Source organism: Ruegeria sp. HKCCD7296 (assembly GCF_013110775.1).
Taxonomy (GTDB): Bacteria; Pseudomonadota; Alphaproteobacteria; order Rhodobacterales; family Rhodobacteraceae; genus Ruegeria.
The window spans coordinates 92,820-119,111 of the sequence record NZ_WVRF01000001.1 but is presented as its reverse complement, the minus strand read 5'-3'; the positions used below and the strand labels follow the sequence as shown (position 1 = coordinate 119,111).

The 26,292-nt window shown below is 57.7% G+C and carries 26 protein-coding genes; 14 read left to right on the top strand and 12 right to left on the bottom strand.

Annotation, left to right across the window (positions count from 1 at the left end):
* Nucleotide 1: 1 nt before the first annotated feature.
* From holA to GS632_RS00550, 4 genes are all read right to left on the bottom strand, one after another.
* On the bottom strand, nt 2–1,030 hold the full coding sequence (holA, locus tag GS632_RS00565; RefSeq protein ID WP_171620071.1) for a DNA polymerase III subunit delta: 1,029 nt from the start codon (nt 1,028–1,030) through the stop codon (nt 2–4).
* Nucleotides 1,027–1,530, bottom strand: a complete 504-nt coding sequence (lptE, locus tag GS632_RS00560; RefSeq protein ID WP_171180286.1) for an LPS assembly lipoprotein LptE — start codon at nt 1,528–1,530, stop codon at nt 1,027–1,029. The genes holA and lptE overlap by 4 nt, the downstream gene beginning before the upstream one ends.
* A complete protein-coding gene (gene leuS / locus GS632_RS00555) occupies nt 1,517–4,051 on the bottom strand; it encodes a leucine--tRNA ligase (RefSeq protein ID WP_171721962.1) in 2,535 nt (844 codons plus the stop codon). The genes lptE and leuS overlap by 14 nt, the downstream gene beginning before the upstream one ends.
* Before the next feature lie 72 nt (nt 4,052–4,123).
* Entirely contained in the window at nt 4,124–4,609 is a 486-nt protein-coding gene (locus tag GS632_RS00550) for a DUF3576 domain-containing protein (RefSeq protein ID WP_171180282.1), read from the bottom strand.
* Nucleotides 4,610–4,890: 281 nt separating this feature from the next.
* Here GS632_RS00550 and GS632_RS00545 point away from each other — a divergent pair, with 281 nt between their 5' ends.
* Both GS632_RS00545 and GS632_RS00540 read left to right on the top strand, forming a co-directional pair.
* Nucleotides 4,891–5,949, top strand: a complete 1,059-nt coding sequence (locus GS632_RS00545) for a porin (protein ID WP_171238685.1) — start codon at nt 4,891–4,893, stop codon at nt 5,947–5,949.
* A 101-nt stretch (nt 5,950–6,050) separates the two neighbouring features.
* Nucleotides 6,051–6,710, top strand: a complete 660-nt coding sequence (locus GS632_RS00540) for a YggS family pyridoxal phosphate-dependent enzyme (RefSeq protein ID WP_171238684.1) — start codon at nt 6,051–6,053, stop codon at nt 6,708–6,710.
* On the opposite strand, the gene GS632_RS00535 is transcribed toward GS632_RS00540, so the two are convergent.
* Together GS632_RS00535 and ribA are read right to left on the bottom strand one after the other, a co-directional pair.
* Nucleotides 6,694–7,194, bottom strand: coding sequence for a L,D-transpeptidase (locus GS632_RS00535; protein ID WP_171721961.1), 501 nt, complete (start codon nt 7,192–7,194; stop codon nt 6,694–6,696). The genes GS632_RS00540 and GS632_RS00535 overlap by 17 nt on opposite strands.
* Entirely contained in the window at nt 7,191–8,282 is a 1,092-nt protein-coding gene (ribA, locus tag GS632_RS00530; protein ID WP_171721960.1) for a GTP cyclohydrolase II, read from the bottom strand. The genes GS632_RS00535 and ribA overlap by 4 nt, the downstream gene beginning before the upstream one ends.
* Before the next feature lie 162 nt (nt 8,283–8,444).
* Here ribA and GS632_RS00525 point away from each other — a divergent pair, with 162 nt between their 5' ends.
* The 6 genes from GS632_RS00525 to GS632_RS00500 all read left to right on the top strand — a co-directional run bounded on the left by GS632_RS00525 (nt 8,445) and on the right by GS632_RS00500 (nt 12,886).
* Nucleotides 8,445–9,131 carry a response regulator transcription factor gene (locus tag GS632_RS00525; RefSeq protein WP_171096035.1) on the top strand — a complete coding sequence of 229 codons (687 nt, stop codon included), beginning with the start codon at nt 8,445–8,447 and terminating at the stop codon, nt 9,129–9,131.
* A 263-nt stretch (nt 9,132–9,394) separates the two neighbouring features.
* A complete protein-coding gene (locus tag GS632_RS00520; protein ID WP_371810046.1) occupies nt 9,395–10,135 on the top strand; it encodes a hypothetical protein in 741 nt (246 codons plus the stop codon).
* Between the two features lie 121 nt (nt 10,136–10,256).
* Complete coding sequence (locus tag GS632_RS00515; protein WP_171180266.1) at nt 10,257–11,045, top strand: exodeoxyribonuclease III; 789 nt, start codon at nt 10,257–10,259, stop codon at nt 11,043–11,045.
* A gap of 75 nt (nt 11,046–11,120) precedes the next feature.
* Nucleotides 11,121–12,035 (top strand): thioredoxin, encoded by a 915-nt coding sequence (gene trxA / locus GS632_RS00510; RefSeq protein ID WP_171721958.1) that lies wholly within the window; start codon nt 11,121–11,123, stop codon nt 12,033–12,035.
* Between the two features lie 27 nt (nt 12,036–12,062).
* On the top strand, nt 12,063–12,704 hold the full coding sequence (locus tag GS632_RS00505) for an LON peptidase substrate-binding domain-containing protein (protein WP_171180262.1): 642 nt from the start codon (nt 12,063–12,065) through the stop codon (nt 12,702–12,704).
* Nucleotides 12,701–12,886 (top strand): Trm112 family protein, encoded by a 186-nt coding sequence (locus tag GS632_RS00500; protein ID WP_171180252.1) that lies wholly within the window; start codon nt 12,701–12,703, stop codon nt 12,884–12,886. The genes GS632_RS00505 and GS632_RS00500 overlap by 4 nt, the downstream gene beginning before the upstream one ends.
* Here GS632_RS00500 and GS632_RS00495 read toward each other — a convergent pair.
* Nucleotides 12,883–14,145 carry an FAD-dependent monooxygenase gene (locus GS632_RS00495; protein ID WP_245222917.1) on the bottom strand — a complete coding sequence of 421 codons (1,263 nt, stop codon included), beginning with the start codon at nt 14,143–14,145 and terminating at the stop codon, nt 12,883–12,885. The genes GS632_RS00500 and GS632_RS00495 overlap by 4 nt on opposite strands.
* 52 nt (nt 14,146–14,197) lie before the next feature.
* On the opposite strand from GS632_RS00495, the gene GS632_RS00490 reads away from it, so the two are divergent.
* From GS632_RS00490 to GS632_RS00475, 4 genes are all read left to right on the top strand, one after another.
* A complete protein-coding gene (locus GS632_RS00490; RefSeq protein ID WP_171620059.1) occupies nt 14,198–15,526 on the top strand; it encodes an amidase in 1,329 nt (442 codons plus the stop codon).
* A 108-nt stretch (nt 15,527–15,634) separates the two neighbouring features.
* Nucleotides 15,635–16,816: an aminotransferase class I/II-fold pyridoxal phosphate-dependent enzyme gene (locus tag GS632_RS00485; RefSeq protein ID WP_171180248.1), complete on the top strand. Its 1,182-nt coding sequence runs from the start codon at nt 15,635–15,637 to the stop codon at nt 16,814–16,816.
* A 14-nt stretch (nt 16,817–16,830) separates the two neighbouring features.
* Nucleotides 16,831–19,743, top strand: coding sequence for a DNA translocase FtsK (locus tag GS632_RS00480; RefSeq protein ID WP_171721957.1), 2,913 nt, complete (start codon nt 16,831–16,833; stop codon nt 19,741–19,743).
* Between the two features lie 39 nt (nt 19,744–19,782).
* Nucleotides 19,783–20,379, top strand: coding sequence for an outer membrane lipoprotein carrier protein LolA (locus GS632_RS00475; protein WP_171721956.1), 597 nt, complete (start codon nt 19,783–19,785; stop codon nt 20,377–20,379).
* Nucleotides 20,380–20,395: 16 nt separating this feature from the next.
* On the opposite strand, the gene GS632_RS00470 is transcribed toward GS632_RS00475, so the two are convergent.
* Both GS632_RS00470 and GS632_RS00465 read right to left on the bottom strand, forming a co-directional pair.
* A complete protein-coding gene (locus GS632_RS00470; RefSeq protein WP_171180236.1) occupies nt 20,396–20,977 on the bottom strand; it encodes a lytic transglycosylase in 582 nt (193 codons plus the stop codon).
* A 61-nt stretch (nt 20,978–21,038) separates the two neighbouring features.
* Nucleotides 21,039–21,920 carry an AEC family transporter gene (locus GS632_RS00465; RefSeq protein WP_171180233.1) on the bottom strand — a complete coding sequence of 294 codons (882 nt, stop codon included), beginning with the start codon at nt 21,918–21,920 and terminating at the stop codon, nt 21,039–21,041.
* A gap of 80 nt (nt 21,921–22,000) precedes the next feature.
* Here GS632_RS00465 and hspQ point away from each other — a divergent pair, with 80 nt between their 5' ends.
* On the top strand, nt 22,001–22,327 hold the full coding sequence (hspQ, locus tag GS632_RS00460; protein ID WP_171180231.1) for a heat shock protein HspQ: 327 nt from the start codon (nt 22,001–22,003) through the stop codon (nt 22,325–22,327).
* Between the two features lie 35 nt (nt 22,328–22,362).
* On the opposite strand, the gene GS632_RS00455 is transcribed toward hspQ, so the two are convergent.
* The 3 genes from GS632_RS00455 to GS632_RS00445 all read right to left on the bottom strand — a co-directional run bounded on the left by GS632_RS00455 (nt 22,363) and on the right by GS632_RS00445 (nt 24,962).
* Nucleotides 22,363–23,940: a gamma-glutamyltransferase family protein gene (locus GS632_RS00455; RefSeq protein WP_171721955.1), complete on the bottom strand. Its 1,578-nt coding sequence runs from the start codon at nt 23,938–23,940 to the stop codon at nt 22,363–22,365.
* Between the two features lie 212 nt (nt 23,941–24,152).
* Complete coding sequence (locus GS632_RS00450; RefSeq protein ID WP_171180226.1) at nt 24,153–24,608, bottom strand: ATP-binding protein; 456 nt, start codon at nt 24,606–24,608, stop codon at nt 24,153–24,155.
* Nucleotides 24,609–24,623: 15 nt separating this feature from the next.
* Entirely contained in the window at nt 24,624–24,962 is a 339-nt protein-coding gene (locus GS632_RS00445) for an STAS domain-containing protein (RefSeq protein ID WP_171180223.1), read from the bottom strand.
* 103 nt (nt 24,963–25,065) lie between these two features.
* Between GS632_RS00445 and GS632_RS00440 the strand changes: the two genes are divergently transcribed.
* Nucleotides 25,066–26,238, top strand: coding sequence for an acetyl-CoA C-acyltransferase (locus GS632_RS00440; protein ID WP_171236065.1), 1,173 nt, complete (start codon nt 25,066–25,068; stop codon nt 26,236–26,238).
* Nucleotides 26,239–26,292: the final 54 nt, after the last annotated feature.

Below are 26,292 nucleotides of genomic sequence, written 5' to 3'. Positions count from 1 at the left end.
TTCAACGTGATCGCGCCAGCATCGCAAGGCGGATCATGGCGCGTTCCACCAAGGCCATAGCGGGTGCCGTTTGACCTGCAGACCTAAGCGATAAATCCGTGTCGGTCAGAACCGTCAGCGCAGTTTCCAGCTTCGGTGCGCCCCATCCCTGCGCCTGTCGCAGAATACGGTCCCGCCGCTTGCCATAAACCGGCGGGCGCAGCTTGCCGATACCCTGTGCCGCGCCGCCCGGATCCGAGGCGCAGGCATAAAGCGTTCGAAAATGCCGGGTCGCCCCAATGCACAATGTCACACCATTAGTCCCTTGCGCCTGCAAGCGCCGGATCAATGGTCCGATCTCGCCCGCGCGGCCTTCGGCTACCACATTAAGAACATCGTCCAATGCGGCTTCGGTCGAGCGTGGGGCGCATGCTTCGACGTCTTCGATGGTCAGTTCTGAACTGTCCCCACGCTTGTAAAGCGACAGTTTCTCAACGGTTTGGGCGAAATCGCCGGGGCTGAGGCTGACTGCCAGCTCGCTGATGGCAGACATGACATCGCGGGGTATGTTCTTCAGGCCTGACTTGGTCAGAATCCGTTCCACCTCGGCGCGGGATGGCGGGTCGTCATAGATGCCTACCGCATAGGCTGCGGGGTGTGCTTCGAACGCTTTGCGAATTTTCGAACTGGGTTTCAGTTGCCCGGCCGTAACGACGATCTGGGAGTCTCCGGGGGCCCAATCTTCAAGCGCGGCCAGAATCGAAGGTGCTGCGGTTTCGGTGGCCTCTTCGACAAATACCGCGCGGGGGCCGGGAAAGAACCCAACGGCCTTGATGGCATCCAGCAACAACGCGGGATCACCGCGCAGATCGCTGCCGGGCAGGCGTGTCAGGCGCATTTCCTCTTCGGCACCGGGGCCAAGCAAAGCTGTCAGAACCTGCTGACGCTTGAGCGCGACCCGCATCGCATCCGCGCCATAGATCAGCAACCCGGTCTTGTCCGCGTCCGGCTTGGAGAAATATCCATCAGCCTCGCGCGGGCTCAGCTTCATGTGGCCAGATCCGGTTTTGAATTCAATCGGTTCACGATCTGGCTCGATAGAATCACCATCAGGCGGTCTTTGGCGTCGCGCTCATCAGCCAGGGTGGAAACGGTCGAACCCGCGGCGGAATAGGCCACAAAGTCGGTCGCAGTACCCGAAGCTACGATCTGTCCGGTTGCATTGGACCGCAGCGTATACTGGGCCCGCCCGTCAATCGTGTACCGTTGCGTTTCATTCGTCGTGGTAATCGCAGCCCTACGCGTCACGGTTGTGACCCGCACGTCCAATTTGTACTTGCTGACCGCATCAGCGCTGCGGCCCAGTTGCTGTTCCAGATTCTGGACCAGAAGATAGCTGTCGACATTGTTCGGCTCGGACACAGCAACCTTGCCGTAGAGTTGCGAACCCGTTCCCCCAGGTGCGTAGACCGGTTGGAAGCCACAGGCCGCGCCAAGGAAACAGGCGGCCAGCGGCATCAGCAAAAGGGTTCTGCGGTTAAACAACGACATTCACGATCCGACCTGGAACTACGATCACTTTCTTGGGCGCGTTGCCATCCAGCGCCCTTTGCACAGCTTCGGTGCTGAGCGCGATTTTTTCAACCTCGTCCTTGGCCAGATCCTTGGAGACGCTGATTTCCGCGCGACGCTTGCCGTTGATCTGGATGGGAAGGGTAACGGTGTCATCAACCAGCATCGCCTCATCAGCGACGGGCCAGGCTGCGGTGGCAACCAGACCTTCACCACCCAACATGTTCCAAAGCTCTTCAGACAGGTGCGGTGTCATCGGCGACATCAGCTGTGCCAGCGTTTTGGCGGCTTCGCGTTTGGCCCCAGAGCCTGCCTTGGATTTGGCTAGCGTGTTGGTGAAAGCATACAGTTTGGCAATCGAGGCGTTGAAGCCAAAGGATTCGACGCCGCCCGAGACATCGTGGATCGCCTTGTGCATCTCGCGCAGCAGGGTTTCGTCTTCGCCATTGGCCGGAACGTCCGACTCGACGATTTCAGAGGTGATGCGATGTACGCGGCTCAGGTGTTTAAAGGCAGCCTCTGCACCCGAAGCAGTCCATTCCACGTCCCGCTCGGGCGGCGAATCGGACAGTACGAACCAGCGCGCGGTGTCGGCTCCGAAGGCCGAGATGATGCTAACCGGGTCCACCACGTTTTTCTTGGATTTCGACATCTTGGCCGAGGGGATGATCTCGACCTCAGTGCCATCTGCCAGTTTGCCGTCGGTAACGTCCTCGGGCAGGTGATAGACCGGGCGGCCATTGGCGTCGCGGGTCTGGTAAATCTCATGCGTCACCATGCCTTGCGTGAACAGCGCATCGAAGGGCTCGATGGCTTTTTTCGGCAGGTGGCCGGTGATCTGCATTGCCCGGGCAAAGAAGCGGGAATACAGCAGGTGCAGAATCGCATGTTCGATGCCGCCGATATACTGGTCGACATTCATCCAGTATTCGGCCTCGGCCAGATCGGTTGGCGTCTCAGAACGGGGCGCGGTGAAACGGGCGAAATACCACGACGAATCGACAAACGTGTCCATCGTATCGGTTTCACGCTTGGCCGGAGCCCCACATTTCGGGCAGGCGCAATCCCGCCACGTCGGGTGGCGGTCCAACGGGTTGCCCGGTTTGTCGAAAGTGACATCGTCGGGCAGGCGGACCGGCAGGTTTTCTTTTTTCTCGGGCACCACACCGCAGCTGTCGCAGTGCACAACAGGAATCGGGCAGCCCCAATAGCGCTGGCGGCTCAGGCCCCAGTCACGCAGGCGGTATTTGGTCACGCCTTCGCCCCAACCGGCCTTTTCGGCGAAATCGACGGTGGCATTGATGGCTTCGTCGCCGGTTGCCTCGGTTAGGCCCGCGAAATGGTTCACCCAGCGAACTTTCTCGGTTTTTGGCGGGACAAAGGCGATTTTTTGGACTGGCGTGTCATCGTCCAGGGCAAAGAAAGTATCGATCACCGGCAGGTCGTATTTGCGGCAGAAATCAAGGTCGCGCTGGTCATGCGCCGGGCAGGCAAAGATCGCGCCCGTGCCGTAATCCATCAGGATGAAGTTCGCGATCCAAACCGGCAGTTCCCAGTTCGGGTCCAACGGGTGCTTGACGCGAATACCGGTGTCATAGCCCAGCTTTTCGGCGGTCTCGATGGCCTCTTCCGTAGTGCCGCCTTTGCGACATTCGGCAACAAATTCAGCAACTTCGGGGTTTTCGGCCTCGAGCTGCTTGGCAATCGGGTGATCCGGCGAGATACCAACAAAGGACGCGCCCAGCAGCGTGTCGGGGCGAGTCGTGTAAACCGTGATTGGGTCGCCACCATCGGTGCGTTCGAACCCAAATTGCAGGCCGCGCGACTTGCCGATCCAGTTTTCCTGCATCAGCCGCACCTTGGCGGGCCAATTGTCCAGCGTGTCCAACGCGTCCAGAAGTTCTTCGGAATAGTCGGAAATCTTGAAGAACCATTGCGTCAGTTCGCGGCGCTCGACCAAAGCGCCCGAACGCCATCCGCGCCCGTTTTCCACCTGCTCGTTCGCCAGAACGGTCATGTCCACCGGATCCCAGTTCACCACCGCGTTCTTGCGGTAAACCAGCCCGGCTTCGAGCATGTCCAGGAACAGAGCCTGCTGCTGGCCGTAGTATTCAGGATCACAGGTGGCGAATTCGCGTGACCAGTCAATCGACAGACCCAAAGGCTTCATCTGCCCGCGCATGTCGGCGATGTTGCCATAAGTCCAATCTTTCGGATGGCCACCAATAGCCATCGCGGCGTTTTCGGCAGGCATCCCGAAGGCGTCCCATCCCATCGGGTGCAGTACGTTATGCCCTGTCGCCAGCTTGTGACGCGCAATCACGTCACCCATCGTATAGTTGCGCACGTGTCCCATATGGATTCGGCCGGACGGGTAAGGGAACATCTCAAGCACATAATACTTTGGCTTGTCCGCCTTGTGGTTGGCGGTGAAGATTCCGGCCTTGTCCCAGGCCTCTTGCCATTTTGCTTCGATTTCGTTGGCCGAATAGCGCGACATTGTGCGGTCCTTCGTGAATGAAAACGCCGGGTAGGAACCCGGCGTGGTATTAGTGTGATTTTCGGCGGGTTGCTAGAACTTGTTGTCCGCAATGCGAAGCTGACGCGCACGAGACAGAATAGCGTCCTCTACAGCGCGGGTCGTTGCAGCGCTTACAGGTGCCCCGCCGTTGGCTTGCAGAGCAACGGACAACGACCTGGCAGCCAGTGCTGGGTCACTGATGTGAACAGTAGCCCGGTATGAACGCCCTCCACCCGGCGGTGTGCCGTAACCCGTTACAATGACACCGGTAAACGGATCGACTTCTTGCACGGGCAGGAAACTCAGCACATCAAGTGAAGCCGCCCAAAGGTAGCGATTCACATTGGTCACCTGCTCGGCTGTGCTGCGGTCGAAAATGTCCCAAATTGTCGAACGGTTAGGATCGTTCAACTCGCGCTCATCTGAATTGCCGCCGGCGAGGTTGGGCGTATAGGTCGTCGAGGCGCTTTGATTCTGTCCACATGCCGAAACAGCGGCGGTCAGCATGATCAATCCCAAAATCGTCGGCAGGCGCATTGTAAACCGGTCCTGTTTCACTTGTTCTACGGTATTCAGGGGATACTCCTAGCCAAGGACCCCCTCTGCAACAACCCTATTCTTATGAATTCCTGGCGGGTGGCCGGTATTGGGGGGGAGCGGACTGTGGCATCCTTGCACCAATCTGACCCCAATGACGCCGCAGCGCTTATGCCAAGCTTGCGCAAAGGGGGCAAAAAGAGCGAAACGGTGTCCGTGCTGAGACATATGCCGAGGCATGTGTCGAGTAGATAACTCTTTTTGAAACCGAGGGAAACAAGATGAAAAAAGTTCTCTTCGCATCGACGGCGCTGATCGCGACCGCAGGCGTTGCAGCAGCTGAAGTTAACTTCAGCGGTTACGGCCGTTTTGGTATTGGGTACGTTGAAGATCGTATCGGTTCCGTTCCGAACGTGAACACAAATGTGACCACAACCACAATTTCGGGCGGTGTAATTAACGTCAATCCCGGTCAAACCACTGTCGGCACTGCAATTGTTGACACTGACGACGCAATCCTGGTTTCGCGTTTCCGTCTGAACATCGACGGCATCGTTGAAACCGACGGTGGCGTTCGCTTCGAAGGTCGTGTTCGTCTGCAAGCTGACGAAGACAGCGGCAACGGTGAAGCAAACTCGGCCGGCCTGAACGGCGCGCGCTTCTCCGTCATCTACGGCGGTCTGCGTGTTGACGCGGGCAACGTTGCAGGTGCATTCGACAACTTGGCAAACTACTATGGCAACGAAGTTGGTTTGGAACTGTTCGCAGGCCAGTATTCGGGTGTTAACTACAGCTTCCTGGGTTACTCGTCGACCGGTTCGGGTGCGAACGCCGTGTTCTTCCAGTACGCGGTTGGTGACTTCGCCTTTGGCGCGTCGTACGACCAGGCGACCGTTGCTCTCAACGGTGTTCCTTCCAATGCTGACCGTTGGGATGTCAGCGCGACCTACACGTTCAACAACATCACCGCCGCTGTGGCTTACGGTCAGACCGACGTAGCTCCCGGTCTTAGCAAACCGAGCCTGACCGTTCTGACTCTGGGTGGTGAATGGGGTGACTTCTCGGGTACTCTGTTCGTTGCAGACGACAAAACCCGAATCGCAGCAACTGACGGCACCGCATGGGGTCTGTCGGCAGCCTACAACCTGGGCGCTGCAACCACCCTGCTGTTCACCTACGGTGACGGCAACGCCGACCTCGACACTCAGCAGGTCGCAATCGGTGCGATCTACGACCTGGGTGGCGGTGCATCGCTGCGCGGTGGTATCGGTATGAACGACTGCGACATCTGCGCAGACTCGACCATCGTTGCTGACTTCGGTGCTCAGTTCAACTTCTAAGCTGATCTGAACCGTAAGGTTTAAGGGCGGGTCTTCGGACTCGCCCTTTTCTTTTGTGCCGACTTGGTGTTTTTCTGCGCCAAAGACAGATTGAGGATCCCATGTCGCTGCAAGATATCACCGTTCGTATCGCCAAAGCCGAGGACAGGTCGGGGCGTCCGACAGGCTCGGTTAAACTCATCGCCGTGTCGAAAGTTCAGCCGAATGAACGTGTACAGGCGGTCCTGGAGCAGGGGCACAGGTGTTTCGGCGAAAATCGGGTGCAGGAAGCCGCCGGGAAATGGCCGGCCTTCAAAGAACAGTTCGATGGGGTCGATCTGCACCTCATTGGCCCGTTGCAGACCAACAAAGCTCGGCAGGCGATGGAGCTGTGCAACGCGATCCACTCTTTAGATCGCCCTAAACTGGCCAAGACGCTGGCGCGATTGGCGCAAGAGATGGGGTCATGCCCGGATCTGTTCATTCAGGTCAACACAGGTGAGGAGGAACAAAAGGCCGGTATACTTCCCGCGGATGCTGACGGGTTTATCGCCGACTGCACGGCCTTGGATCTGCCGGTACGTGGATTAATGTGTATCCCTCCCGTAGACGAAGAGCCTACGCTGCATTTCGCTCTTTTAGCCAAAATCGCCGCGCGCAATGGGCTAGAGGGATTGTCGATGGGGATGAGTGGCGATTTCGAGCAAGCTATCGCTTTGGGTGCAACCCATATCCGCGTTGGCTCGGCCATTTTTGGCGAACGCGTTAAACCTCAGGAATAATCAGGCGGGTTCCCAAGGCAATGCGCCCCGCGATCCAGTGCAAATGGTCCCGACGAAAAGCCAGGCATCCTTCGGTTGGATAGCCCGGCCTGCGCCATTGGTGTAAGAAGATTGCTGATCCATCGCCGGGGACGGCGTTGGGCCAGTTCCAGTCTGTCAAAAGAACCAGATCATAAAGCGGGTCGGATCGACGAAGTTTTTCGTGACTAAAGGCGTATGGCGCAGCAACCATGTGGTTGTAGTTGCTGTCAGATACGTCATCCGACCATAAATCCTGCGGGCCAATCGGTCGCGCCCAGTAATTCGGTCGTGCAATCCGGTCTGCGCGGTAAAGCATTCCGATAATCCGATGCGCCCCAGTGGGTGTCGCACCATCACCTTCTCGCTTTGATTTGCTCAAACCGCCTTTTCCAATGGAACAAGGGAAGGTTCTGCCCAGAAACCGAATACCGCGCGGTGTCAGCACAAGGTCACTGGGGGTCAAAGCAGATGCCCCGACTTCGCAGCCTTTGTCGCCAGATAGCCCCGGTTATGCGCTGTTTCACCCACTTTCAGGGGCACGCGTTCGGTCACGGCAATCCCTGTCCGCTCCATCATTGCGATCTTGGCCGGGTTGTTGGTCAACAACCTGACCGAGTTGAAGCCCAGTGATTTCAAAATGTCCGAGCCCAGCCGGAAATCGCGTTCATCATCTTCAAAACCCAGCCTGTGGTTTGCTTCGACCGTGTCAAACCCCTGATCCTGCAGGAAATAGGCCCGCATCTTGTTGGCCAATCCGATGCCGCGACCTTCCTGATTGAGATACAGCAAGACACCAGCGCCTTCAGATCCCATCTGTGCCAATGCTCCGCGCAACTGCGGCCCGCAGTCGCATTTCAGACTGCCCATCAGGTCGCCTGTAAAGCAGGCCGAGTGCAAACGGGCCAATACCGGCTTGTCCCGATCCGGGCGGCCAATTTCGACGGCATAGTGTTCTTCGCCACCATCTTCTGGCCGGAAAACGTGCAGGCGACCGGCCTCTGACACTTCCATCGGCAATCGGGCGGCAACCACTTCGTGCAATGCGCTACGATCTGCCAGATGTGGTGCCGCGCGCGTGTGATCGATGCATGTCAGGCCGTGCGTGGCAGCAAAGGAACGCCCGTCTTCGATGGAAACAACCACAGCTGCCGGCAGGATTCGCGCGGATTTTGCCAGCGCGATTGCGATACGGTGCAGATTGGCATTGCCCTGCCGCTCGGTCATCAACGGGCCCTTCATCGGCGCGTTCAAGTCGTCCGAAGGATCTGCCACCGCCTGAACCCAGGTAATATCCGCATCTGCGGGAACCAAAACCCGCGCGAGATCTCCGTCATAGGCGCGTGCCTTTAGCGTCTCGGCCCGCCGTCCGGTTATGGCCACAACCGGCGTTCCTAATGCCTTCAGATCGGCCAGACGCTGCGGGCTGAGCGTTTCCGCAGAAACAGCAAGTACGCTGTAGCCACTGTCATCGGTAAGGGCCACGGGAACACCCATACGCAGATCAGCCCGTGCGCGGGCCAGCAATTCAGAAATATCGGGGGTGAGGCTCATCTAGGTTACCCTACAACGTTCAGCCCTTTTCCTATCTCTTACGAAAGGAAATGTGAAACATTTCTGCAAACTCTGACACGAAGGCGTGAGACGATTGCAGTAAAGCTTGTTGAAATCATATTCCACACGCAAGTGATGGAAAAGCGTTTGGAGGACCGGGAAATGGCTCAGCTCAAGAAAATCCTGTTGGTGGACGATGATGAGGATCTGCGCGAGGCGCTCAGCGAGCAACTTGTAATGACCGAGGATTTCGATGTGTTCGAAGCCTCTGACGGGACCTCGGCGATGGAACGTGCGCGTGAGGCGATTTATGACCTGGTCATTCTGGATGTCGGCCTGCCTGATACCGACGGGCGCGAGCTGTGCCGCCTGATGCGCAAACAAGGCGTCAAAAGTCCCATCCTGATGCTGACCGGTCACGACAGCGACGCCGATACCATCCTTGGGCTAGATGCAGGTGCGAACGACTATGTCTCCAAACCTTTCAAATTCCCGGTTCTTCTGGCCCGTATCCGTGCCCAGCTGCGCCAGCATGAGCAGTCAGAAGATGCCGTCTTTGTGCTTGGCCCCTATACCTTCAAACCGGCGATGAAGATGTTGATCACCGAAGATGACCGTAAAATTCGCCTGACCGAGAAGGAAACGAACATTCTCAAGTTCCTGTACCGCTCGACCGACGGCGTCGTGGCGCGGGACGTGCTGCTGCACGAGGTCTGGGGTTATAACGCCGGTGTGACGACCCACACGCTGGAAACCCACATCTACCGCCTACGTCAGAAAATCGAGCCCGATCCGTCCAATGCGCGCCTTTTGGTCACAGAATCCGGTGGATATCGGCTGGTGTCTTAACTCGTTATGGATTGATGTGGATCAAAGTGATACTGTGAAGTCATAATTAGGTTACTCCCAACCCGCGCATGTCCGGGTCATGACATGCACCTCCCTGTTGGACTGCCGGGCCGAATGGCCCGGCTTTTTTTGTGGGGTGGTTGGCAAGATGGCTGCTTTGAGCCCAGCAGAGACATCTCCAAACCCTCACGTTACAATCGATCGCAATGGAAATGGAACGCCATACCGGAAAAGTATCTAAGATTGTCCGAAGCAGGATTGTTGTGCCGACACAACTGTCGGCCAGTGAGCGGCGAACACTGTCGCACAAACTGTATTCAGTACATCAAAAGATCTTTGCGGGTGTTTCCGCCGAAGAGTTTCATCAGCACGTGATAGAACCACCGGCAGAAACAACATCCATCCAGCTTTACTGCGCGGCAGACCAACGTGTTATTGGTTATTGTGCAGTTCACCGTTATCGACGCCAAGTGCATGGGCGCGGCGCCATAGTACTGCGGGCAGAGGCTGGGTTGGAACCTGGGTTTCGCGGGCGCGGCGCAACCTACGGCTTCGGGATCGTACGTGCTTTAACTGAAAAGCTCAGCCATCCATTCACCCCGGTGTACTATCTCGGCACGCTCGTTCACACGTCGAGCTATCACCTGTTCTGCAAGTATTTTCGGCGAATTTTCCCGCACCCGGACATTAAACAGCCCGCTGATATTCAGGAAATCGCGCGCCAGCTCATAGAAAGTTTCTCTGATCCGGCAGTTCGTCCAGAAGACCCGTTTGTGCGCGACGTCGGCTGGGTCACTATCGAAACACCGCAAGAAAAACGTCTCAATGAACAGCTTGATCCATCAGACGTGCAGTTCTTTAAGCGACGCAATCCAGGTTTCACGAAGGGTCATGGCCTTGTCGTTCTAGTTCCGATGACCTGGGTCAACCTTTTAGGAGCACTTCTTTCACGTCTTTACGAGCGCGCGCGCATCGCTTCCGGACTTCATAAACCCGACCTTTGATTGAACGGCGGCTTCGTCCGCATAGCGGTCGCTCATTGACCTGGCTTTTTGGGGCCTTTTCCCATGGCACCCCATCCCACACCACGCTAACCTCCGTCCAACCGCGACAAAGGAATCCCCCATGCCCTTCACCCTTGCCACCTGGAACATCAACTCGGTCCGCCTTCGCGAGCCTATCGTATTGAAATTGTTGCAGGAAGAAGCGCCGGATGTTTTGTGCCTGCAGGAGTGTAAATCACCTGTCGAAAAGATCCCGACCGAAGGGTTTGCCGAGCTGGGCTATACCCACATGGTTGCACGCGGTCAGAAGGGCTATAACGGCGTCGCGATCCTGTCGCGCCTGCCGATGGAAGAGGTGGGCGACAAGGACTTCGCCGGTCTTGGCCACGCCCGCCATATTGCCGGGCGGTTGGAGAATGGTGTCACCATCCACAACTTCTATGTCCCGGCAGGTGGTGACGTGCCGGATCGGGAGGTGAATGAGAAATTCGGCCAGAAGCTCGACTACCTCACCGAAATGCGCGACTGGTTCCATGCGGAGAAGCCCGAGAAATCCATACTGGTCGGCGATCTGAACATCGCCCCGCGTGAAGACGATGTCTGGTCGCATAAACAACTGCTCAAGGTTGTCTCGCACACACCGATCGAGGTTGAGCACCTGGCCGAAACACAGGACGCAGGTGGTTGGGTCGACATTACGCGGCAGGATATTCCTGAGGGTCAGCTGTACAGCTGGTGGTCTTATCGGGCGCGCGATTGGGACGCAGCCGATAAAGGGCGGCGGCTGGATCATGTCTGGGCCACGCCGGATATTTCCAACGCGGGCCATTCCAGCCGCATCCTGCGGGACGCGCGCGGGTGGGAAAAGCCCAGCGATCATGCTCCGGTCTTTGCGACCTTTGACGTCTGAGATGTAACTCTGCCCTTGGTTTCTGCGGCAAGCGATTGCATATAGGGCGCAAGTTCGAACGAAAGAGTGATTGCCATGGACCTTCTGAACGGCGCAGATTCCCCCGCCACCGATCTGATCAAAGACGGGAGCGAGGCCACTTTCATGGCCGACGTGGTCGAAGCTTCGCAGGAAACGCCAGTAATTGTTGACTTCTGGGCACCTTGGTGTGGTCCGTGCAAAACGTTGGGCCCGATGCTGGAAGAGGCTGTTACCGCCGCGAAAGGCGCGGTGAAGATGGTCAAGATCAACGTGGATGAGGCGCAGATGATCGCCTCGCAAATGCGGATTCAGTCTATCCCAACCGTCTATGCCTTTTTCAAGGGCCAACCGGTCGATGGGTTTCAGGGCGCGCTGCCAGGGTCCGAGATCAAGGAGTTTGTCGACCGTGTGATCGAAGCGGCTGGCGGTGAAAGCCCGGGCGGCCAGTTGGATGATGCAGTGCAAGCCGCCGAGGAAATGCTGACCGAAGGCGCGGCTGCGGACGCGGCGCAAACTTTTGCGGCCATTCTGGGTGAAGACCCGAACCACGCAGCAGCCTATGGCGGTTTGGTGCGGGCACATATCGCAACCGGCGATCTGGAACAGGCCGAGGCGATTCTGAATGGCGCCCCAGCTGAGATTTCGACATCCGCCGAGCTGGAGGCTGCACATGCACAACTTGCGCTGGCCAAACAGGCCGCGGATGCAGGCCCCGTCGCCGAGTTGACGGCTGCTGTTGAGGCTGATCCTGGCAACCACCAAGCCCGGTTCGATCTGGCCCAGGCCCTGCATGCGAACGGCGATGTGGAAGAGGCTGTGGCGCAACTGTTGGAGCTGTTCCGCCGGGATCGCGAATGGAATGACGGCGCGGCCAAAACCCAGCTTTTTACTATCTTTGATGCACTCAAGCCCAATGATCCGATTGTTCTGAACGGTCGCCGCAAACTCAGCTCGATGATATTTGCCTAATCCCCGATCAGAGCTAGAATTGGGTACATGATTCATCCCGCCGACTTGCCGGATACGGTATCCGTTTTTCCATTGCCCGGGGCACTGCTATTGCCCCGGTCGCCTTTGCCTCTGCACATCTTCGAGCCGCGCTATCTACAGATGCTGGACGATGCGCTGAAAACCAAGGAAAGGCTGATCGCGATGGTTCAGCCGAACCCATCGGTCAGCGACGAGAACAAGCTGCACCGTATTGGCTGTGCGGGGCGGGTGACGCAGTTTTCCGAAACAGAAGACGGCCGGTATCTGATCACGCTGACCGGAGTGTCCCGCTTCCGAATTGTGTCAGAGTTGGACGCGTTCACACCCTATCGCCGGTGTGCTGTCTCGTGGGATGGATTTGATCGCGATCTTGGTAAGGCCGAGAAAGACGACGGGTTCAATCGCCCGAAATTCCTGACCCTTCTGGAACGTTTCTTTTTGTCCCGGCAATTGTCGACCGATTGGGAGTCAATGAAAGACGCTGAAGATGAGTTGCTTGTGAACTCATTGTCTATGCTTTTGGATTTCGATCCCGAAGAAAAACAAGCTCTTTTGGAGGCCCCCTGCCTGCGCACCCGGCGCGAGACGCTGGTGACGCTGATTGAATTCGCCATGCGCGGCGGATCAAACGAGGAAAAACTGCAATGACTGACACTGACCACGCTTTCGACCGCCGTATGCTCGAAGCGCTGATCTGCCCGCAGACACACACAACGTTGCGTTATGACGCAGAAAAACAAGAGCTGGTGTCCAAAGCTGCCGGGTTGGCCTTTCCCATCCGCAACGGGATCCCGGTCATGTTGATCGATGAGGCGCGGCAGCTCGACTAGATAGCTCGCCCTTGCAACAGCTTGGGCAGATCTCCGGTCAATCCTGCGGCCTCACGAACGAAGCCACGGCGCAATCCGGGCAATGACCCGACAATTCCCATTCCAATATCCCGCCCGAGGCGCAGCAGGGGGTTATCGTTGGAAAACAGCTTGTTGAAGACATCCGTCGCCATCGCAAGCGAGGCGGTGTCAAAGCGGCGCCATTCCTGATAGCGCTCCAACACTATGACCGAGCCGATATCCTCGCCGCGCCGCCCGGCCAGTGTCAGAACCTCGGCCAATGCGCCGACGTCGCGCAGGCCGGCATTTAGCCCTTGGCCTGCAATTGGGTGCATCCCGTGCGCGGCATCGCCGACCAGTGCCATGCGGTCACTGATAAAGGAATTGGCGATGGTCAGGTTCAGCGGGTATGTGAAACGGTCGCCTGCCAGACGGATATCACCCAGGAAATCGCCGAACCTTGGGCGTAGCACTTGCAGATAATCTTCTTCAGACATGGCGTTGATCCGTGCTGCAGCCTCGGTACGCTCACTCCAGACGATAGAGCTGCGGTTTCCGGTCAGCGGCAGAATCGCAAGCGGACCGGGGGGCATGAAGAACTGATGGGCAATGCCATTGTGCGGCAGATCATGTTCGATGGCACAGACCAGCGCGGTCTGACCATAATCCCAACCGGTGCGTTTAATACCCGCCCGTGACGCGGTGTCACTGCGGCGGCCGTCGCACCCAACCAGCAAGCCGCCGCCCACGGTTGTGCCGTCGTCCAACGTTAAGGTCACTTCGGTGGCGTCGGCTTGTTGGGATACAACTGTCTTACCGCTTATCTGGGAGATGCGCGGCGCCTCTGCCATTGCGTCCAGAAAAGCGCGGCGCAGATGGCGGTCTTCGACCATATACCCCATCGGGCCTTCTTCGATCTCGGCATGATCAAAATGCATGAAAAACGGCGATGGCCCTGTTCCGGCATGGCCATCTGTGACCTTGATTTCCAGCATTGGCTGAGCGTGTTCAGCAACGCGATCCCATACGCCGATCGCATCCAGCAGCCGTTGCGACGCCAGGGCCAGCGCATAGGCACGACCGTCAAATGCCGCATTCTTGCGAACCTTTTCCGCCAGCGCATCAATCACCGTGACCGAGTGCCCGGTTTGTGCCAGTGCCAGCGCCAAGGCTGGGCCGTTCAGCCCGCCGCCCACAATCAGAATGTCAGATGCCTGTGTCATGCCCTGCAATATGCGCGCCCTTTCGGGATTGTCCATGTGCAGTCCTGTCGCTACCGTCACCCAAAGCCGAAAAATCAGGAGGGGTGAGATGCAGGATTGGTTGACCATGACCGCGTGTGATTTGGGCCGTGGCATTGGGATGGGTCAGATTGACCCGGTTGAGCTGACGGAAACCTACCTGTCAGCCATCGACTCTCATCCGCATCGGGACCGCATCTATGCCCGCGTCACCCACGACCGCGCCCGGTCCGAGGCTGAAGCAGCCCAGCAACGCGCCAAACTGGGCCTGCGTCGGTCTTTGCTGGACGGCGTTCCGATCAGTTGGAAAGACCTATTCGACACAGCGGGCACTGTGACCGAGGCGGGTTCGGCGCTGCTAAAAGATCGTGTGCCGGATGCGGATGCGCTGGTGTTGCGCAATGCGACTCAGATGGGCACCGTCTGTCTAGGCAAAACGCATATGAGTGAGCTGGCATTCTCTGGTCTGGGTCTTAACCCGATTACCGAAACGCCGCCTTGCGTTCATGATGAAGCCGCTGTCCCCGGTGGGTCGTCTTCAGGGGCTGCGGCTTCGGTTGCGTGGGGTTTGGCGGCTTGTGGAATTGGATCGGACACGGGCGGGTCGGTGCGTATTCCGGCGGCGTGGAATGACCTTGTGGGATTGAAAACCACTGTCGGGCGGCTGAGCCTGGAAGGTGTGGTGCCGCTCTGCTTGCGGTTTGATACGGTCGGGCCTCTGGCGCGGTCAGTCGCGGACGCAGCGCATATGCTGGCTCTGCTTGAGGGTGGAACGCCAGCCGATCTGCGCGGTGCGTCGCTGAAAGGCCGGCGCTTTGCCGATTTGCAGAACATCGCCAAGGACGATCTGCGTGACACACCGGGTAAGGCATATGAGGATGCCCTTGCAAAACTTGCGGATGCGGGGGCTGAAATCGTGCCTTTGGAGGTGCCTGCGCTGAACGAGGCCATGACCCTGACCAGCATCGTTTACACGACCGAGGCCTATGGGCTGTGGCGCGATGTGATCGAAGCCAATCCCGAAGCGATGTATCCTGAGATTCTTGAACGGTTCCGTATTGGCATGGGATTCTCTGGCCCCGACTATGTGGCCGCCTGGTCCAAGCTCAAGGCTTGCCGCACCGCATGGGACGCAGCAACCGCCGGTTTTGATGCGGTTCTGGCCCCCACGGCCCCGATTCTGCCGCCTAATCTGGAACGGTTGATGAGCGACCACGACTACTACGTGACCGAGAATCTACTGGCCCTACGCAACACGCGGATTGGCAATCTGATGGGTCTTGCAGCGCTGAGCCTACCCACCGGAACCCCCAGTTGCGGGTTGATGATGTTGGGTTATCCCGGCTCGGAAGAGGCCCTTTTGCGGCTGGGCTCAGCAGCAGAAGCGGTACTGGCCTGAATGCCACAATCCCCTGATTCGGAACCTCTTTGTCTGGACGAAGAGGGGCCCGGGCTGTAATCTGCCAAAAAAACGGGGCGTAAATGACCCCGATATTGAGGCAGTACTATGGATTTCCCCGAGCGGTTTTCGAACCTACCGGCTTATGCATTCCCGCGTCTGCGCGCCCTGTTGGATCATCACCAGCCGGGCGGTGACGTCGTTCACATGACGATTGGCGCACCCACACATGATTTTCCGGCCTGGGTGACGGATGTCATCATGGAAAACGCCTCTGGGTTTCAGGGCTATCCGCCAAACGAAGGTTCAGAAGACCTGCGTGGTGCGATCACGGATTGGATTCATCGCCGCTATGGCGTTCAGATGGACCCGGATGCCAATGTGATGGCGCTGAACGGCACCCGTGAGGGGCTTTACAACGCCGCTATGGCGCTGTGTCCGGAACAGAAGAACGGCCAGCAACCGATCGTCCTGTGCCCGAATCCGTTTTATCAGGTCTACATGGTCGCTTCGCTTTCGGTCGGGGCGCAGCCCTATTTTGTACCCGCCACCGACGCAACGGGTCATCTGCCAGATTATGCCGGCCTGCCCGCGGAGGTGCTGAATCGCACCGCTGTGGCCTATATCTGTTCGCCTGCCAATCCGCAGGGGGCTGTTGCTTCGCGTGACTACTGGGGCGAACTGATCCGTTTGGCCGAGCAATACGATTTCCGCATTTTTGCCGACGAATGCTATTCTGAGATTTACCGGGACAAGGCCCCGACGGGCGTTTTGACCGTCGCGCAAGAATTGGGCGCTGATCCTGAACGGATCACACTGTTCAACTCGCTTTCCAAACGTTCGAACCTGGCCGGGTTACGGTCGGGGCTGATCGCGGGCGGGCCGGAGACGATCAAACAGGTCAAGCAATTGCGCACCTACGCCGGGTCGCCTTTGCCGCTGCCCTTGCAGGCTGCCGCGGCAAAGGTGTGGGCAGATGAAGAACACGTCCGCGAGAACCGCGCGCTCTATCAGGAAAAATACGCAATCGCGGATGAAGTCTTCGCGGGCGTGCAGGGATACATGTCGCCTGAGGCTGGGTTCTTCTTGTGGCTGCCGGTCGACAATGGCGAAGACACCGCATTGAAGGTCTGGAAGGACACCGGGGTTCGGGTCCTGCCGGGCGCATATCTTTCACAAGGTGATCCGGGGAATAACCCGGGCAAAGGCTTTATCCGGGTTGCATTGGTAGCCCCAAAAACAGAGTTGCAGCGTGGTCTGATCACACTCCGCGACTGTATCTATTCGTGAGGTACGAGGGCAAAATGGCATCATATAACGCGCGCAATCGCGATCCATTGTTGGACAGCACCACGCAAGCCGCCTTGGAGCGGCGCAGCAAGGAACTGATCGGCATCGCCCTGATCCTGCTGGGTTTGGCTGCGGCGGCGATGATCTGGTCCTACACGCCCGATGATCCGAACTGGATGGTGTCGACCGACGCGCCGGTGCAGAACTGGATGGGGCGTATAGGCGCATCGATCGCAGCGCCCCTTTTCATGATTGTGGGCTGGGGAAGCTGGGGTGTTGCCCTTGTTCTGATCGGCTGGGGTATGCGTTTTGCGGGTCATTTCGGTGAAGACCGCGCCATCGCCCGGTTGATTTTTGCCCCGATATGGATTGCCGTTGTCTCGGTTTACGCTGCGACCCTTGTTCCCGGTGCCGAATGGCGCGCGACGCACAGCTATGGTCTGGGTGGTCTGTTCGGCGACACGGTTATGGGCGCGTTGCTGACGCTTTTGCCGATCTCGTCGCATTTTCTGGTCAAGCTGATGTCGCTGGCCATGGCGGTCGGGATGATCGCGCTGGGTATTTTTGTTCTGGGCTTTACCAAAGCCGACGTGAAACGCGGCTTCCGTGCGTTCCTTTTGGGTTTGGTGATGGCCTACGACCTGCTGATGAATCTGCTGGGCCGTGGTGCCTCGGCGACTGCGCAGGCTGCGCGGGATCGACAGGCGCAATGGAAAGAGCACCGCGCCGCGCGGGTGGAACCTGTTTTGAATGATGACATCGCCTTCGGCGATCCCGTCTTTGAAGAACTGGAAGAAGAGCCCGAACCTGCGCCCAAAACCGGCCTGTTGGCGCGTATGCCGTCGTTGATCCGCCGCCCGGAACCGATGCCTGAGCCCGAGTTGGTCGATCCCGAACCGATCGCGGGCTTTGACGAAATGCCCGGCGAAGATCGCATCCGCTCAAAAATCTCGGCTGCTGTGCGCAATCGCAAAGTTGCCACTGGCGAGATGACGCCCGAGCCGGACCCGAACCTGCCTTTGACCAAAGGTCGAGGCCGTCGGCCCGACCCGTTGATCCTGAATGCGCATCAGCCGGATGAATTGCCGGCCGAGCCACCGGTTACCGCCAGCGGGTTGCCGCCCGAACCCCCGATGACAGCAGGAGCCGCACCCGAGTGGCATGATCCGGCCCCGGTCGAGTATGCGCCCGAAGCGATGCAAGGCCATTATGCACCGGACCCCGAACTGGACGATGAACCGCTTGTTGAGGATATGGCGGAACCCGTGCCGCAGTCGCGCCCTGCGATGAAGATCCCAGTGGCGGAGCCGCGCAAACCCGTGGTCGCGCAACCGGTGCGCCGCGCACCGCCGCCGTCGCGCCGCGCACAGGCCGAGGCACAACCTGCGTTGTCTTTTGAAGAAAAGCACTCGGATTTTGAACTGCCCCCGCTGGGATTGTTGTCAAACCCAGCCAGCATTCAACGCCATCATCTGAGTGATGAGGCGTTGGAAGAAAACGCGCGGATGCTGGAAAACGTTTTGGATGACTACGGCGTTAAAGGTGAAATCGTCAGCGTGCGTCCCGGCCCTGTGGTCACCATGTACGAATTGGAACCGGCTCCGGGTCTGAAAGCCAGCCGGGTGATTGGTCTGGCCGATGACATTGCGCGTTCCATGTCGGCGCTGTCGGCACGGGTTTCGACCTTGCCGGGCCGTTCGGTCATCGGCATCGAACTGCCCAACGAAAACCGCGAGATGGTGGTTTTGCGCGAAATCCTCGCCAGCCGTGACTTTGGCGACGGCAACCACGCACTGCCGCTGGCGCTGGGCAAGGACATCGGTGGTGAATCCGTTGTGGCCAACCTGGCCAAGATGCCTCACCTGCTGATCGCAGGTACGACCGGCTCGGGTAAGTCGGTGGCGATCAACACCATGATCCTGTCGCTGCTGTACAAGCTGTCGCCGGATGAATGCCGCCTGATCATGATCGACCCGAAGATGCTGGAACTGTCGGTGTATGATGGCATCCCGCATCTGCTCTCGCCCGTCGTCACCGACCCGAAAAAGGCGGTCGTGGCCTTGAAATGGGTCGTGGGTGAGATGGAAGACCGCTATCGCAAGATGTCCAAAATGGGCGTCCGCAACATCGCGGGCTACAATGGCCGCGTGAAGGACGCGTTGGACAAAGGCGAAATGTTCAGCCGCACGGTGCAGACCGGGTTTGATGATGAGACCGGCGAGCCGACCTTTGAAACCGAAGAATTCGCCCCCGAGGCGATGCCTTATATCGTTGTGATCGTCGACGAAATGGCCGACCTGATGATGGTCGCAGGCAAGGAAATCGAAGCCTGCATCCAGCGTCTGGCGCAGATGGCACGGGCCTCGGGCATTCACCTTATCATGGCCACGCAGCGTCCGTCGGTTGACGTGATTACCGGCACGATCAAGGCGAACTTCCCAACGCGAATTTCGTTCCAGGTGACCTCGAAAGTTGATAGCCGCACAATCTTGGGCGAGATGGGTGCCGAACAACTGCTGGGGCAAGGCGATATGCTGTATATGGCGGGTGGCGCCAAGATCACCCGCTGCCATGGTCCTTTTGTGTCTGACGAGGAGGTCGAGGAAATCGTCAACCACCTGAAGCAGTTCGGCCCGCCCGATTACATGAGCGGCGTGGTCGATGGCCCGGCCGAGGAAAAGGCAGAAAACATCGACGCCGTTCTGGGCCTGAACACCGGTGGCAACACGAACGGTGAGGATGCTCTGTACGACCAGGCGGTGGCGATTGTGATCAAGGATCGTAAATGCTCGACCTCGTACATCCAGCGGAAACTTGCCATTGGCTACAACAAGGCTGCCCGGCTCGTTGAGCAGATGGAAGACGAAGGCGTTGTTTCTGCGGCAAATCATGTCGGTAAACGCGAAATCCTCGTCCCTGAGCAGTAAGATATTTAATAACAAGGGCAGAAGGCCTATCTGTACGGCATGAAACAGATTGCTTTTGCCCTTGCTTTGACACTCGCCGCACCTGCCGCATGGGCGGCGGATAAGCTGCCGCTGTCGCAGATTTCGAATTACCTTAATGGATTGAAAACGGTTGAGACGACCTTCACGCAAGTGAACGACGATGGATCGCTGAGCACCGGTAAGCTGTGGATGCAGCGCCCGGGCAAGATGCGGTTCGAATACGATCCACCCAACAGTGCGGTCGTGCTTGCGCGTTCCGGCAGCGTACAGATCTTTGACCCGAAATCTAACCAACCGCCCGAGCAATACCCGCTGAAGCGGACACCCCTTTCCATCGTACTGGCGCGGAATGTGAACTTGGGGCAGGCCAATATGGTCGTGGGGCACAGTTTTGACGGCACCGCCACTGTAGTCACGGCGCAAGACCCAAAGAACCCAGAAGCAGGACGGATTGAGCTGATGTTCACAAACGACCCGGTCGAACTGCGCAAATGGGTCATTCACGACAATGCGGGGGGACAGACAACTGTTCTTCTGGGTGCTCTGACTGAAGGCGGACGCCTAGATCAGGGTTTGTTCTCGAACAGTAAAAGGCTCAGGTCAGGCAATCGCTGACCCGAGCCAAACTTTGTCAGTACCGGCAGTTTGACAACTGCGCCTGATATAGCTGCGCACGCGCGTCTACATCATTCGCAACGTTCAACAGCCAGGATTTGCTGTTGTAACTGCCGCGTGCGAAACCGGTATGGCCTTCGTGATAAGCCAGGTATTGATTGCGCGTATCGGCCGGGTGAATGCCGTTACGTTCGTAGCTTTTGTTCATATACCAGCCGATAAAGTCTGACGCGTCGCGAATCCGATCCCGCTTGGCGCGGCGTTTTCCGGTTTCACGCTGGTACTGTTCCCAAGTGCCATCCAACGCCTGACCATAGCCATAGGCACTGCTTTGACGCCCCATCGGGATCACACCCAACACATATCTGTGTGGGGTGCGCGCATCGTGGCGATAGCGGCTTTCCTGATAGATCGTGGCCATCTGAACGTGTACGGGAACACCCCATTTACGTTCCGTGTTCTTGAAAGCCCTGATATAGTCGGGTTTTTCGCGCGCAATGCTGCACGCGTCATTTAATTTGCTGGGCGGCTGTTTGGAGCCGCCCCCACAGGATGCCAGAAGCAGCACCCCGAAGAGTACGATAAGAATTCTGCTCATGTGCCTCATGCCTTTTTTTGGGCATTCTAGCGCAGATTGAGCGATTTTGAAATCACAATCGTTACAGAACGATAGCAAGGATAGCGGGCAGTGCCGCAACGGAAAGTACGGTTGACACCATCACCATCCCGGCGACGGCATCCGCGTCAGCTTCGAAGCGTTCCGCCAGAAGATAAGAGGTTACCGCGACAGGGGTGCACATCTGCAGAACCAGCACACCGAAGGCAATTGCATCCAACTCAAATACAACGGCGACCCCCCAGCCGAGGATGAAACATACCAGCAGCTTGAGAAACGACAGCCATACAGCCTGACCCAAACTGCGACTGGTCAGGCGTGCGATAGCCACTCCAACGGTCACGAGCATCATCGGAACAGCCATTTGCCCTAGCAAATCCAAAGTGTTGGTCAAAAAAAGCGGAGTTTCCCAGCCCTGCCACAAAAACAGGGCCCCCAAAAGCGTTGCCCAAACCATGGGCTGACGGATGACCTGACCAAAGGCGCCTTTGCCCGCCACAAGGTAGATGCCGTAAGTAAACGAAAACAAAGCGGTCACCGACAGAAAAATTACGGCATAGCCTAGACCGGCCTGGCCAAACGCGAAAATACACAGCGGCAGTCCCAGATTGCCGGTATTCCCGAATATCAGCGGTGAAAGATACGTACGCTGTTCGAGTTTCAGAACACGAACGACGCCCCAAAACACAAATGCCAGAATAATGTTTGCGACGATCGTGGCAGCGGTGAAGCGCGTCAGATCGCCTCCCGGAATCTCGGTCTGCATCAAGGCAACGAAGATCAGGCTGGGGACAGCCAGGGTCATTGCAAAGCGGGTAACAAACTGAAGACGATACTCGAATCCAAGTTTGACCCAGACAAAACCGATCCCCGCCAACAGAAAGACCGGCGCCGCAATTTCGAACACTGTCAATATTAGGTTCACAGACTGTTTCCCTGAGTTTCACATCAATGATTGGCTTTTAGGGCCAGAAACGGGTAGTAAATGCTTTGGGGGCTGAAACAATGCTAAAGACACGTGCAAAATACGGCTTAGGCCAGGTGGTTCGTCACAAAAAACACCCTTTTCGAGGGGTGATTTTTGACGTGGATCCAGAATTTTCGAACACCGAGGAATGGTATCAGGCCATTCCCGAAGACAGTCGTCCGCGGAAAGAACAGCCGTTTTACCACCTGCTGGCTGAGAACGACCAATCCTTCTATGTTGCTTATGTTTCAGAACAAAATCTGGTTGCGGACTATTCCGGAGAGCCGGTCGAGCACCCTGATATCCCCAATATGTTCGGTCCGTTCGAAGACGGAGCATACCCCCTGCATTTCCAACTGAACTGAGGTTCTCCAACCACGCGAGCGTGATTGCGCGTTTATCAGTAGCCAATCGCGCAACCGTCCTTGCGTGGGTCGCTGGCCCCCTCCAAAATACCATCTTCGCGGATTCGGATCGACTGCGCACCCCCAAGCGGCGTTTCCGGTCTTTCGATAGTGTGTCCGATTTCCGATAATTGTTTCGCAACCCCTTCAGGGTAGCCGCGTTCCAGTTTCAGAACCGATCCGTCGAAAAACGCACGGGGGGCGTTGATGCTCTCTTGCAGTTCAAGTCCGAAATCCCTGAGGTTTGAAACAAATCTAGCGTGGCCTGTTGGCTGGTAGGCTCCGCCCATCACGCCAAATGGCATCATAATGCGGCCATTCTCGGTCAGCATCCCTGGAATGATCGTGTGCATCGGACGCTTGCCACCGCTCAGTTCGTTCGGGTGCCCCGGCTCCAGCGTGAAGCCTGCGCCACGGTTCTGAAGCAATATGCCGTATTTTTCCGAGGCGATCCCCGACCCAAAGCTGTGGAAAATCGAATAGATCAGCGAAACCGCCATCTGGTCGCGATCTACGACGGTTATATACACGGTGTCCTTGTGAACAGCCTCGGTCAGTTGAGCCGCCGAAGGCATGGCGCGTTTCGGATCAATAAGCGCGGCAAGTTTTGCGGCTAAGTCCGGGTCAAGGAAACGCTCGGCTTTGGACACATGGTCCGGGTCCGCGATGAACCGGTTGCGCGCGTCATAGGCCAACTTGGTGGCCTCAGCCTCGATATGGACCCGTTCAGCGCCAAAGGGGTCCATGTTGGCCAGATCCAAATGTTTCAGAATATTGAGCAACAAAATTGCAGTTGCGCCTTGGCCGTTTGGCGGATGCTCAACCAGTTCGATCCCGTTATAGGCCCCTCGCATGGGCTGCGTTTCTGTAAATTGCGTGTTTTGAAAGTCGTCGGCGGAATGCACACCGCCCTGCGCTGACACGGCAGCGATCATGTCTTCGGCAATTGCGCCCGAATAAAACGCATCGCGTCCTTCGCGCGCGATGCGCCGCAACACTTCAGCCTGACCAGGTGCGCGAAAAACTTGACCGACATCAGGTGCTTGCCCATCGATCAGGTAATGGTCGCGCGCGGCACCTTGCAGCGTTGCAGCTCCAATCTTCCAGTCAAACGCAACGCGGGGCGCAACCGGAATGCCGGCTTCCGCGTAGTGAATTGCAGGGGACAGGATTGCCTCCAACCCCAAACGGCCTTCGGCCTCTGCCAGATGGCAGAACGCATCCACGGCACCCGGAATTGTAACGGAGTCCGGTCCGTTCAGTGGCACAGAGGACAGACCAAGATCGCGCAAAGGCTGTGCTTGCGAGCCGGCTGGTGACCGCCCCGAGCCGTTCAGAGCGCGGACCCGGTTCTCTCCAGCGCGGTTGAACAGAACAAAACAATCGCCACCCAGTCCGGTCATTTGCGGTTCGCAAATTCCCAAAAGGACCGCTCCGGCAATTGAAGCATCCATTGCGTTGCCGCCCCGTTCCAAAATGTCGATTGCGACTTTGGCCGCCAGCGGATGAGAGGTTGCGCACATCCCTTGTGTCGCAAAGACTTCTGACCGGCCTGGTTTGTGCAAATCCCGCATAGTTTCTTTCTCCTTGGAACAGGGGAAAGCTATTCACTGATCGGGGATTGTCCAGAAATTTCAGGGAAGAAGTTCCTCGGCGCCGTTCACTGGGTGGGGGCTGTGATAATTGGCGCCGAGGGAAGCTATCTGAGCTACGAGTCACTGTATGGCGGTTGTTTGCGGCGCGACAATGTTTCGAAAATGGCGTTATTGTGACCAATTGGGCCTGATTACGCACTTTTGCCGAAGTTAAACCGCAGCGAAAGCCGATTACACCCATCTCGGCGCTCATATTGGATGTCACTGGTGAGTTGGTGAATCAGGAACCAGCCAAACCCCCCTTCCGGCAAATCTTGCGTTGTTTTCCCCAGCGGCGCGGGCGTTCCGTCCGGCATTTGTAGGCCAGGCAGCGGGTGCCCGGTATCCGAGATCAAGATGTCCAGCCGATTCCGATCAAGTCGACAAGTCACCTGCACCTTAGCCGGAGCAATGCCCTTGTAAGCATGTTCCACCACATTGTTGATTGCTTCGGCCAATGCAATCTTCACATCGTCAGATTTATCAGGCGGCAAACCATGGTTTGCCAGACCGCTGCTAAGCCGCGCGATACCTGCGCTGGCTTCGGCGTCTGTTGCGGGGAAGCTTAGTTCCAGGCAGGTCTCGTTACAAATTGGCTCCACGCCCATTCACTCCTGCCTTGGTCACGCATCCGGGTCCGACAGTGCGTCGTCCAGTGTTTCAAACAGCCGGAAAACGGTGTCCATCCGGGTCAGGCGAAAGACTTTCTGGACCACGGGTTGCGGTCCGGCCAGATCCAGCCTGCGGTCTTTGCCCAGTTGCTTCATCGACGCCACAATCGCGCCCAGACCGCTGGAATCGATAAACTCAACCCCCGACAAATTCAGCACAACCCGATCTGCGCCGTTTTCGGTTTCCGCGCGCATGTCTTCCTTGAACTGAATGGCCATCGCGGCATCGATCCGGTCGGAATGCACGGTTATGACCTGTATTGGGCCGTGTGATGTGCTGGTCAGCCCCATGGCTCGGGCGCCCTCCAAACTGAAAAATGAGTCGTAGAAATACGCTAGACGCCAATTCTTACCATTCGGTATTCAAGAACCCGAAAGCAGGAGGAAAACCCGGATGAAAGATGTTGTGATTACAGGAGCCGCCAGAACGCCGATGGGTGGCTTTCAGGGCATGTTCGACGGCGTTGCCGCCGCCGACCTGGGGGGGGACGCAATCCGGGCTGCGTTGCGCCAGGCCGGGGCCCAGACCGTCGACGAAGTTCTGATGGGATGTGTTTTGCCTGCGGGGCAAGGCCAAGCCCCCGCGCGGCAGGCCGGATTTGCAGCTGGTTTGGGCGAAGAAGTTCCTGCGACCACGTTAAACAAGATGTGCGGCTCGGGCATGAAAGCGGCGATGGTCGCCTTTGATCAGATCGCGCTGGGCCATGCGGATACAATGGTCGCTGGCGGCATGGAGAGTATGACAAATGCTCCTTACCTGCTGCCCAAGATGCGCGGCGGCGCCCGAATTGGCCACGGTCAGGTGGTCGACCATATGTTCCTGGACGGGCTGGAAGATGCCTATGACAAAGGTCGTCTGATGGGCACCTTTGCCGAAGACTGTGCCGAAGCGTATCAGTTCACACGCGAAGCGCAGGATGAGTACGCTCTGCAATCTTTGTCGAATGCCCTGACCGCACAGGAAAACGGGGCCTTTGATCAGGAAATTGCGCCTGTCACAGTTCGCACGCGTAAGGGCGAGATTGTCCAGGACTGTGATGAGCAACCGAAATCTGCCCGCCCTGACAAAATCCCGACCTTGAAACCCGCGTTTCGAAAGGACGGCACGGTGACGGCTGCCAACTCCTCTTCGATTTCGGATGGCGCCGCAGCGCTTGTCCTGGCCTCGGCCGAAGCAGCCGAAGCGCAAGGATTGGCGGTGCGCGCACGTATTCTGGGTCATGCAAGTCACGCGCAAGCGCCCGGGCTTTTTACCACTGCGCCGGTTCCGGCCGCACAGAAACTTTTGTCCCGCATCGGTTGGAGCAAGGATGACGTTGACTTGTGGGAGGTTAACGAAGCCTTCGCGGTTGTGCCGATGGCGTTCATGCATGAGATGGGTCTGCCGCGCGACAAAGTGAATGTGAATGGCGGGGCCTGTGCGTTGGGTCATCCTATTGGTGCCTCGGGCGCGCGCATCATGGTCACATTGCTGAACGCTTTGGAGAAGCGGGACCTCAAACGCGGCGTGGCGGCAATCTGTATTGGCGGCGGCGAAGGCACAGCGATAGCAATCGAACGCGTTTGACCCTTCATCTTTTTCCAAATACTTCGAGGGTGCGGGGGCATGGCCCCCGCGCGG